At 37.1% G+C, this 9082-nt stretch carries 13 protein-coding genes and 1 pseudogene; 3 read left to right on the plus strand and 11 right to left on the minus strand.

The genetic code is table 11. From position 1 onward, the window contains the following. Window positions 1-138, minus strand: a pseudogene (locus tag K2N75_RS09240) (sugar transferase); the annotation flags it as partial. 539 nt (window positions 139-677) lie between these two features. Beyond that, window positions 678-1001, minus strand: a complete 324-nt coding sequence (locus tag K2N75_RS08420; protein ID WP_297681445.1) for a hypothetical protein — start codon at window positions 999-1001, stop codon at window positions 678-680. Between the two features lie 132 nt (window positions 1002-1133). On the opposite strand from K2N75_RS08420, the gene K2N75_RS08425 reads away from it, so the two are divergent. Together K2N75_RS08425 and K2N75_RS08430 are read left to right on the plus strand one after the other, a co-directional pair. Beyond that, window positions 1134-1370, plus strand: a complete 237-nt coding sequence (locus tag K2N75_RS08425) for a transcriptional regulator (RefSeq protein WP_297681443.1) — start codon at window positions 1134-1136, stop codon at window positions 1368-1370. A gap of 83 nt (window positions 1371-1453) precedes the next feature. Next, the gene (locus K2N75_RS08430) at window positions 1454-1879 is read left to right on the plus strand and encodes a PepSY-like domain-containing protein (RefSeq protein ID WP_297681441.1); all 426 of its coding nucleotides are present in this window, start codon (window positions 1454-1456) and stop codon (window positions 1877-1879) included. A 254-nt stretch (window positions 1880-2133) separates the two neighbouring features. Here K2N75_RS08430 and K2N75_RS08435 read toward each other — a convergent pair whose 3' ends face one another. From K2N75_RS08435 to K2N75_RS08445, 3 genes are read right to left on the minus strand one after another with little or no spacing between them, the layout of a single operon-like run. Beyond that, window positions 2134-2973 (minus strand): MetQ/NlpA family ABC transporter substrate-binding protein, encoded by an 840-nt coding sequence (locus tag K2N75_RS08435; RefSeq protein WP_297681439.1) that lies wholly within the window; start codon window positions 2971-2973, stop codon window positions 2134-2136. A 19-nt stretch (window positions 2974-2992) separates the two neighbouring features. Then, the gene (locus K2N75_RS08440) at window positions 2993-3643 is read right to left on the minus strand and encodes a methionine ABC transporter permease (protein WP_297681437.1); all 651 of its coding nucleotides are present in this window, start codon (window positions 3641-3643) and stop codon (window positions 2993-2995) included. Continuing rightward, window positions 3636-4622: a methionine ABC transporter ATP-binding protein gene (locus K2N75_RS08445; protein WP_297681435.1), complete on the minus strand. Its 987-nt coding sequence runs from the start codon at window positions 4620-4622 to the stop codon at window positions 3636-3638. The genes K2N75_RS08440 and K2N75_RS08445 overlap by 8 nt, the downstream gene beginning before the upstream one ends. 90 nt (window positions 4623-4712) lie before the next feature. Here K2N75_RS08445 and K2N75_RS08450 point away from each other — a divergent pair, with 90 nt between their 5' ends. Then, window positions 4713-5075: a hypothetical protein gene (locus tag K2N75_RS08450; RefSeq protein ID WP_297681433.1), complete on the plus strand. Its 363-nt coding sequence runs from the start codon at window positions 4713-4715 to the stop codon at window positions 5073-5075. A gap of 1 nt (window position 5076) precedes the next feature. Here the strand turns inward: K2N75_RS08450 and K2N75_RS08455 are convergent, their stop codons facing one another. The 6 genes from K2N75_RS08455 to K2N75_RS08480 form a co-directional block, all read right to left on the minus strand. Further along, complete coding sequence (locus K2N75_RS08455; protein WP_297681431.1) at window positions 5077-5634, minus strand: AAC(3) family N-acetyltransferase; 558 nt, start codon at window positions 5632-5634, stop codon at window positions 5077-5079. A 42-nt stretch (window positions 5635-5676) separates the two neighbouring features. Next, window positions 5677-5925, minus strand: coding sequence for a formyltransferase family protein (locus K2N75_RS08460; RefSeq protein ID WP_363318445.1), 249 nt, complete (start codon window positions 5923-5925; stop codon window positions 5677-5679). A 9-nt stretch (window positions 5926-5934) separates the two neighbouring features. Next, window positions 5935-6075 carry a hypothetical protein gene (locus K2N75_RS08465; protein ID WP_297681429.1) on the minus strand — a complete coding sequence of 47 codons (141 nt, stop codon included), beginning with the start codon at window positions 6073-6075 and terminating at the stop codon, window positions 5935-5937. A gap of 9 nt (window positions 6076-6084) precedes the next feature. Beyond that, window positions 6085-7677 (minus strand): ABC-F family ATP-binding cassette domain-containing protein, encoded by a 1593-nt coding sequence (locus K2N75_RS08470; RefSeq protein ID WP_297681427.1) that lies wholly within the window; start codon window positions 7675-7677, stop codon window positions 6085-6087. A gap of 276 nt (window positions 7678-7953) precedes the next feature. Further along, the gene (locus tag K2N75_RS08475) at window positions 7954-8448 is read right to left on the minus strand and encodes a hypothetical protein (protein ID WP_297681425.1); all 495 of its coding nucleotides are present in this window, start codon (window positions 8446-8448) and stop codon (window positions 7954-7956) included. Further along, complete coding sequence (locus tag K2N75_RS08480) at window positions 8448-8780, minus strand: hypothetical protein (protein WP_297681423.1); 333 nt, start codon at window positions 8778-8780, stop codon at window positions 8448-8450. Before K2N75_RS08480 ends, K2N75_RS08475 begins: the two co-directional genes overlap by 1 nt. Window positions 8781-9082 lie beyond the last annotated feature (302 nt).

The raw sequence follows: 9082 nt of genomic DNA on the forward strand, positions 1-9082 counted from the left end.
TGCAATCTCTTTTCTATGAGATTCTTTGATATAAGATAAAACATAAGGCATTCGGATATATCCCCACAAGCTTTTAGAGTTTAGTATCATTGCAGAACCTAGTTTGTAGGCTAGGTGGAAGTGGATACGCGAGAGGGCAGTGCTAGTAATATTCCCTGCGATTGGGTTGTGTGTAAGGAGTTGGAATCGCGGTAGAGTCTCGGGCAATGGCAAGTCGTATTTGCAATCTTTAAAATAAGCAAAACGATTTTTGGAGCGATTGCAATAAATGAAATCATAAAGAAATTCTAGTTTTTCTAAAGCTTTTAGCGATTCTAGCCTCGCTTCTAAGGCTCTTGGAGAGAGAAATTTATCTTGTTGGTAGGTGTATTGAAAGTCGCTCGTTTCTTTTTGGCTATGAAGTGTCGTTTGTTCTTGTGTCCAACCTGTCGGGTCTTCGCGCGACCAAAATCTATGTTGTTTGACGCATTGTGCGGGATTCCCTGCGTAAATCGTATTAGAATCTTTGATTCCATTGATGACGCTTTTTGCGCCCAAAATGCTTCCGCTTGGGATAAATGTGCCTTTGAGAATCGCCGCTTCCTGCCCACACCAAATATGGTCTCCGATATAAATGCTTTTGCTAAAATTTGCTCTTTGGTGACTAAAATCAAAAATCAAATGGTGGTCGCAAGTGCTTAGCCAAATGCTCCAAGAAAATATACAATCATTTCCCACAATGATATTTTTTTCCTCAAAGATTCGAAAGCTACGCCATTGAATGTGGAATTATCACCGATATAGCACACTCCATTAGTGGCAATTTCTATTTTACCATTCACACGCGCATTATTCCCGATAAAAACTACGCTATTGCCTCCCCTAAAGACAACTTGGACATTTTGGCTAGCTCCTGCAAAATAAAGGAGATTATTGCAACCTATAAATTCTGCCTTGAAATTTCTCTGTTTGCTCAAATCTCCATAAAGAATATTGCCCTTTTCCTTGCAAGTTTTTTGCATACGCGAATCCTTTGAATTTTCAAATTTAAATCCTATTTTTACCTTTTTTATAATTAAAAAGCCCTAAATTTACCTTGTTGTGTTTTAAAGTGAAAAACAATAGATTTTTGCAAAATTTAAGAGGTTTCTAAAATGACACAACGCGATCTTGCAGGAAGACTGGATATTAATGTGAAAACTTTAAGAAAATGGAAGAAAGATCGCCCAAAAGTCTATGAGCTTTTGATGATTGGTTTAAAAGCTGAAAGTATGATTGATAGTTTGAAAGAAAATTGCCACGAATTAGAGCAGCTTATTCAAAATAAAAATGCAATAAAATCGGAGATAGAATGCCCTAAAAACTCTAAACAAAAGACTCTCAAATCTTGACAAAAACTTAACAAACCATTAAAAAAAACTCCATAAACTCTCTTTATAATTTGATTTACAATTTTATTTTAAAGGAGTTATTTATGAAAAAGTTAGGTTTAGCGTGTGCTTTTAGTGTGTTGATTGGAGCAAATGCTCTTTTGGCTGCTGATGTAGTGATTCAACAAAATGAATTGCCACAAAATTCGCAAAAATTTATTCAAACTTATTTTGCAAATGAAAAAGTGGGTTTGGTAGAAAAGAGCTTTAATGATTATCAGGTTAAATTTTTGAATGATTCTAAAGTAGAATTTGCAAAAAATGGAGATTGGAGAGAAGTTAAATCTTATGCTCCCATTAGTAATACAGGCTTTATTCCTCAAGAAGTACTGAATACGATTAAAGCAAAATATGCCACTGCAAAAATTATGGAAATTTCTAAAAACTATAATGGTTATGAAGTGAAATTAGATAACCATAAAGAATTGATTTTGGATACAGCAGGGAAATTAATAAGCGAAAAATATTAAGACTTCTTTGCCTCCTCAAAACTAGTGTTGGAATCTCGCCTTTTGGGATTCCATTATAAAATTTTCTTTATGCTTGATTATAGATTGCTTCATCATTCGTTTTGCTCATTCCTCGCAATGACAAAGTAGTAGAATCTTTGATATAAAAGATTATGGATTTGCAAATGTGGGCGTGTGTGCGGTAGCACCCACCCAAACTTGCACAACCTCGGACAAGTCCTCGCAAGGACGAGGCAGAAATTGTCCTTGCAACTCTAAAAGCTTGGTAGAATTGCGCCTTTGTATTGGTCTAGGATAAATTGTCTCATCTCTTCACTTTGGAGGGAATGGATAAGCTTTTGTATGCGTGCGTCTTTTTCATTGCCACCTTTTACCGCTACGATATTGGTGTAAGGCGAATCCTTACTTTCAAGCGCAATCGCGTCATTGAGCGGGCTTAATCCTGCAAGTAAAGCAAAGTTAGTATTAATCACTGACGCGCTCACATCACTAAGTGCGCGTGCAAGTTGTGGTGCGTCCATTTCTTTAAATTTCAAATTTTTAGGATTTTCTGTAATGTCCTGCACGCTTGGAAGTTCTACACCCTCTTGAAGTTTAATAAGCCCATTTGCTTCTAAGATTCTAAGCGCACGTGCGCCATTGCTAGGGTCGTTTGGCAAAGAAATCAAATCCCCCTCTTTTAATTCGTCCAAACTTTTAATGTTTTTAGAATATACTCCCATTGGCTCTAGGTGGATTCCAGCAATGCTGACGAGATTTGTTTTGTGTTCTTTGTTAAAAGAATCCAAATAAGGCTTGTGTTGGAAAAAGTTTGCATCAAGCGAGCCGTCATCTAAGGACTTATTTGGTGTTACATAATCGGTAAATTCTTTTATCTCTAAAATAATCCCTTCCTTTTCTAGGGTAGCTTTCACTTGTTCTAGCATTACTGCGTGTGGTTCGGGGGTTGCACCGACAATTAGTTTTTCCATTTTTGTGTTTTCTGTCTTTTGTGCGTTGTTTTGGGATTCCACTTTGGAATCGCAGCCACTAAAAATCACTGCAAGAGCTATTGCACCGAGTGTTAATTTGTTGAAAATTGCTTTTTTAAGCATTGTTGTCCTTTGTAAAGATTTAATGTTTTAATTTTTTATACAAAAAATCACCAAAACTTTGAATGATTTGCACCAAAAAAATTAAAATCAAAACAGTGTATAACATAATATCGCTTTGGAATCTATAATATCCATATTTGATTGCAATATCACCCAATCCTCCGCCTCCGACAGCACCAGCCATTGCGCTAAATCCAACAACTAGGATAAGAGCAAGTGTGATTCCAGAAACAATGCTTGGCAAGGCTTCTACAAACATAATGCGAAAAATAATTTGCAAATTACTTGCACCAAAGCTAAGAGCGGCTTCAATCACCCCTTTATCCACTTCTTTGAGTGCATTTTCTATGATACGCACGATAAAGGGAGCTGCGCCAATGCTAAGCGGCACGATTGCCGCACTCGCACCGATGCTTTTGCCTACGATAAATTGTGTCAAGGGAAACAAGACAACCATTAAAATAAGAAAAGGAAAGGAGCGCAAGGTATTTGTAATGCTATCAAGCGTGCGGAAAATAAACGCATTAGGGCTTAAACCATTAGGGGCGCAAAGGGTAAGCAAAATGCTAGGCACAATCGCCAAAAGTGTTGCGATACTTGTCGCAAGTATGCTCATATAAAGCGTATCTAAAGTTGCTTCCAAAAGCAAAGAAAGGATTTTGCTATCCATTTGGCTCTCCTTGTGGATTGGATTCTATGATTTCCCATTGCGCGCCTCGTGCGTTTAGATAATTGCAGACTTTTTCTTTGGCATTTTTATCAATATTAATCACCAAAATTCCTAGCGCGATTCCATTAAAGGATTCTAAATTGCCCCATGCGATATTAAAATTGATTTGTAATTCTCGCGCCATTTGCGTGATAAGCGGAGTTTGTGCAATATTTTTGGGAAAATAAATGCGAATGTTTAGTCCCTCATTGGGTAGAATCTCATTTTCTCCCAAAAACTCACGCATTTTTGGGTCAGGCGAGAGGAACAAATCCTCAATTTTGCCACTTTTTAGCACCACTCCACCTTCCATAAACGCAGCTTCTGCACAAAGTCGCTTCACCACTTCCATTTCGTGCGTTACAAGCACAATTGTTACGCCTAGTTCTTGATTGATTTGCGCAAGCAAGTCTAAAATAGCGCCCGTGATACTTGGGTCTAGCGCGCTTGTAGCTTCATCACTTAGGAGCAGCATAGGATTCATCACTAATGCCCTTGCAATCGCAACGCGTTGCTTTTGTCCTCCGCTAAGCTCGTTTGGATAGGATTTTGCCTTGTCTGATAAGCCAACCAATTCTAAAAGATTCTTAATCTTTGCCTCATTGATGGTAGCTTTTGCGCATTGTAAAGGCAAGAGGATATTCTCATAAACATTTTTGCGACTAAGCAAGGAGAAGTGCTGAAAAATCATTCCGACTTTTTGTCTAAAAGTGCGCAATTCTTTGGCTGTGAGTTTAGAAATATCTAAGTTATCAATCTCTATTTTGCCAGAATTAATGGATTCTAACCCGTTAAAGGTGCGGAGCAAAGTGCTTTTACCCGCCCCACTATGTCCGACAAGCCCAAAAATTGAACCCTTTTTAATTCTTAAATTAATATTTTTTAATACCTCTAAATCGCCATAACTTTTGCAAAGATTTTGCACTTTGATTAAATCCATTTTGCTCCTTAATTGTTTGCTGCTTCGTTATTTGCTTGTAAAATCTGATAAAATTGCGAAATTATAGTGAAAAAAGCTAAAAGGGGTTTTATGTTGAAAAGTTTTGTAAGATTATGGATTGTGTTAGTGCTTTGTTGTGGAATCTTAAACGCGCAACCTTGGGTAATGTTTAGCGATATGGACGACACTTATTTATACGACCAAGCAAGCGGACAGGTATATATTCGGATAAAAAAGGGTGGCAAAAACTATGAGGATACTTTTGTCAAAATGGGCGTGCAGGATTCTATCCATTCTAAACCCGCTTCAAAAGCTCAAAAGACTACACAAAAAGATTCCAAAGTCATAGAATCCAAACAAGAAAATGACGCGCAAAAAGAGCAGCAAGAATTGCTTAAAAAGGCGCAAGAGTTGCAAAGAAGCATACAAGGGAGCATTTTGGGCGGGGAGTAGTTTAAGCCAAAAAATATTCGTAATCCCTTGCGAAAACTTCCAAAATTGCCTTTGCAACTTTTTGGGATTCCATTACGCAAATCTCACCTCCGCCAAACTCTAAAACTCTTAAAATCCCTAAATCTAACAAAAAATGTGTAATTTTCTTGTAATCTAGCTCACTTTTTCTATCCAAATGTTGGACTTTGTAAATCACACTTTTGCGCATTGTTTTGCCCTTTTCATCAAGGACGATTCCGCTAAAGGTTTCGTCAAAACGATAGGGAACATTTGCAAGGGATTCCAAATAGTGCAGAAATGTATAGCCAATATATTTATTGCCAAAGGTTAAAATTTTGCCCTTATGTGCTAGTAATCTATCAAAAATGTTATCCTTGCCTAAAACTTCCTTGCAATCGTGCATTTCTTTGCTTAAATCCCCAACGATAACGCAAGAAAAAATCGGGCAAAAGATGGCTTTTGCCACAATCCATACTGCGCGAAAACGCGCTTTTTTCTCAAAATTCCAATGCAAATCCAAGATTCCATTGTTTGTCAAATCCCTTGCCTTGTGTAGCACAGAATCGCTGCTCTTTTCTTGTGTCTTTAAGGATAGATTCCATTACATTAGAGAATCGCAAATCTCCACAAAGGCATTAAAGCCTAGTTGGAGCTGTTCTTGTGTGAGTTTTAAATAAGTGTAGGTGGAATCTAACAGAATAGATTTTTGCAGGATAATCTCTCCGCAATCAATTCTACTAGACACACAATGCCAAGTGATTCCACTTGTAGAATTTTGCTCAAAAATACTCCACATTTGCGCATTTAAGCCACGATGTAGAGGCAAAAGAGAATTGTGATAATTGATGATTTTAAGGCTTTATTTTGTAAAATCGTAGCGGGAAAAAGATAATAATTGTGCGCACTGATGAGGAGGGTAGAGGCTTGAAATGTTTTCAGATATGGCGGTATTATCCGCATAGGTTTTAAAGGCATTTAAAAGATTGTTTCTTAATTCCATTGGGATTCCTTAGCATTCCTGTGAGGCGAGATATTCTTCATAGCTTCCGCGAAAATCCACCACTTCGTTGTTTTCTTTAAATTCAATAATCCGATTAGCATATGCGTCAATGAGTTCTCTATCGTGGCTTATGCAAAGTACATTTCCGCTGTATTTGTAGAGTGCCTCGCCTAGCGCGATAATCGCCTCCAAATCTAAATGGTTAGTGGGTTCGTCTAGCACGAGGAAGTTTCCACCCTCTAGCATTAGCTTGCTAAGCATTATGCGGTGCTTCTCTCCTCCGCTAAGTGCGCCGACATTTTTTTCTTGTTCCTCTCCATTAAAAAGCATTCGCCCAAGCGCATTGCGAATCTCTCCAGCTTCCTTTTTCTTGTCAAAATTCCTTAGCCATTCATAGAGTGTTTCCTCGCCGTCAATCAACTCGGTTGTATTTTGCGGAAAGTAGCCCCGCTCAATGGTTGCGCCCCATTTGATACTTCCATTTTGGGGCTTAAGATTCTCACAAATCAGCTCACAAAAAGTCGTTTTTCCGATTCCATTGCGTCCGATGAGCGCGATTTTATCACCGGGCAGAATCGTAAGGCTAAGATTTTTTAAAATACACAAATCCCCATAACTAAAGGAGAGATTCTCAATATTTAAGGCTTCATTGCCAATGTTTCGGTTGGGTTTAAAAACAATGCTTGGGTCGCGTCTGCTAGAGACTTCCAAGCCTTTAATGTCTAACTTTTCTAGCTGCTTTTGCCTGCTTGTGGCTTGTTTTGCCTTGCTCGCATTTGCCGAAAATCGCGCAATAAAGGATTCTAACTCCTCCTTTTCTTTTAGTTTTTTGTTGCGCTCCATTTCTTGCTGTTTGGCAATTAGCGTGGAGGCGATATACCAATCATCATAATTCCCACTAAATTCTCGCACGCTCTTGAAATCCAAATCCAAAATATGCGTGCAAACGCTGTTTAAGAAATGTCTATCGTGTGAGATAACAACAAGCGTTCCTTCGTGTCGTTTGAGCTGCTCCTCTAAGTAAGCAATCGCCTTTAAGTCAAGATTGTTTGTCGGCTCATCTAAAAATAAAATATCAGGCTTTGGAAACAAAACTTGCGCTAGGAGCACTTTAAACTTATCCCCGCCTGTGAGCGTTTTCATTGGCTCCTCGTGTTGTTTTGCTGGGAATCCCAAATCCTCCAAAATCTTTTCTATTTGCACATCGTATTCATAAGTTGGGTCTTCCTCCGCACAAATCATCTCTAGCTCGCCCAAACGCTCATTGACTGCGTCGCTAAAATCTCCCGCATTATAGAGCGATTCCTTTTCTTTTACCGCGCCATAAAGCCGCTTGTTGCCAAAAAGAACGCAATCTTTAATGCTAAATTCCTCAAAGGCAAATTGATTCTGCCCCAAAACTCCAAGTCTTGCATTGGGGTCAAAAGCGATGTCGCCGCTTGTGTGTTCAATCTCACCGCTAAGGATTTTCAAAAAGGTAGATTTTCCCGCACCATTTGCGCCGATTAACCCATATCTCTTGCCCTTATCTAGTTTTAAATTCACATTTTCAAAGAGTTTTTTTGTTGCATATTGCATACCAAGTCCGGTAATTTGAACCATACGCCTACTTCCTAATAAATAAAATTTTGAAATTTTAATTTAATCTTGCTTAAGTAATGGAATCTTTGGAAAAATCCTTTGCGTGATTCTGTGTCCTTGCGAGAGCAAGCTCTACCTCGTCATTACAAGAATTGCAACGCAATTCGTGGCAATCCATAATTTTAAATTACTTTCAATTTTCCACTGCAAAAAGTGTGCTAGGGGTTGGGAGTTCAAGGGGATAAGGGACGCTTCGCAAGACTTACATAGTTTTGATATAAATCGTTGCGTAGTATTTCATTTATGCCAACTCCCATAAGTCAATATATTAACACCGAATGTAATAAAATTAATCAAAATTGCATTCCAAACAAAGATATTTAAGGGGATTTTTTCAAAAACTAACAAAATACTAGGAAGTATTATTAAAGCCCAACCAAACCATATTAAAAACCAACCCCACTCAAAACCAAAATCCGGAAAAATATAGGGACAAATTAAAATAAAAATGAGCCATAAAAATAAGCATAAACTAGCTCTCAAAAAATTTACACCTAAAAATAAAACACAAACAAAAATACATAAGGCAGTTAAACATATGCTTGTAAAAACTTCAAAGAAATTGCTACATAAAGGAAATAAATTTATAATAATATGATTTTTAATCATAAAAAACAACCAAATAATACCAATAGCAAACGCAATACTTACAAGATTCATTATAATAATATAAGAAATTTTATCAGATGTTTGAGTGAGTAAATTATAATTGAATATTTCTTTTTTCATCATCATATTTCCTCTAGCACATATTGATTATTCTCAAACACTTTGCCCCAATGATTAGCAGTAGATTCCACAGGTGCAAAGCCAAAGAAACCCTCTCCTTGAAAATCATCACTTAAAATACTAGGATAGACTTGTTCATACCATTTTCCTTTATCTTTTTTGATAGAATTAAAATAATATCCTATAAGCAAATCATATTGTGGATTGGAATATTTATCTATTGCAATCAAGCCATCAGAATCTAATTCATCAGGGTGTTTTCTAGTTAAGCCTAGAAAGGCGTGAGGGATATTGCCTTTCATTGGGTGGATATAGATTGTTACAAAGTATGGCATTGAAATTCCTTTATAAATGGCTAAAAAAATAATATCCAAACGCGGTATAACATATCATAAAAATTAATGATAAAAATAAGCTTAATTTGTGTATTTTATAAAAGAAATTAATGATAAAAAATGAAATGATACTTAGAAAACAAAACCAATTAGCTATACCTGCCATATCTTTAATGGTATGGGTATCTATGTCAAAAAACCATTGTATAGGGTATAAAAACCATTGTATAGGGTATAAAAACCATTGTATAGGGTATAAAAACCAGTCGCGGAGACACATCTCCTAGCCAACGAGACGCTCA

Source organism: Helicobacter sp. (assembly GCF_029067145.1).
Lineage (GTDB): Bacteria > Campylobacterota > Campylobacteria > Campylobacterales > Helicobacteraceae > Helicobacter_D.

Bases quoted from the DNA above. Each gene is read 5' to 3' on its own strand.
- K2N75_RS08420 (WP_297681445.1), bottom strand. From the start codon at position 1,001: ATGCAAAAAACTTGCAAGGAAAAGGGCAATATTCTTTATGGAGATTTG.
- K2N75_RS08425 (WP_297681443.1), top strand. From the start codon at position 1,134: ATGACACAACGCGATCTTGCAGGAAGACTGGATATTAATGTGAAAACT.
- K2N75_RS08430 (WP_297681441.1), top strand. From the start codon at position 1,454: ATGAAAAAGTTAGGTTTAGCGTGTGCTTTTAGTGTGTTGATTGGAGCA.
- K2N75_RS08435 (WP_297681439.1), bottom strand. From the start codon at position 2,973: ATGCTTAAAAAAGCAATTTTCAACAAATTAACACTCGGTGCAATAGCT.
- K2N75_RS08440 (WP_297681437.1), bottom strand. From the start codon at position 3,643: ATGGATAGCAAAATCCTTTCTTTGCTTTTGGAAGCAACTTTAGATACG.
- K2N75_RS08445 (WP_297681435.1), bottom strand. From the start codon at position 4,622: ATGGATTTAATCAAAGTGCAAAATCTTTGCAAAAGTTATGGCGATTTA.
- K2N75_RS08450 (WP_297681433.1), top strand. From the start codon at position 4,713: ATGTTGAAAAGTTTTGTAAGATTATGGATTGTGTTAGTGCTTTGTTGT.
- K2N75_RS08465 (WP_297681429.1), bottom strand. From the start codon at position 6,075: ATGGAATTAAGAAACAATCTTTTAAATGCCTTTAAAACCTATGCGGAT.
- K2N75_RS08470 (WP_297681427.1), bottom strand. From the start codon at position 7,677: ATGGTTCAAATTACCGGACTTGGTATGCAATATGCAACAAAAAAACTC.
- K2N75_RS08475 (WP_297681425.1), bottom strand. From the start codon at position 8,448: ATGATGAAAAAAGAAATATTCAATTATAATTTACTCACTCAAACATCT.
- K2N75_RS08480 (WP_297681423.1), bottom strand. From the start codon at position 8,780: ATGCCATACTTTGTAACAATCTATATCCACCCAATGAAAGGCAATATC.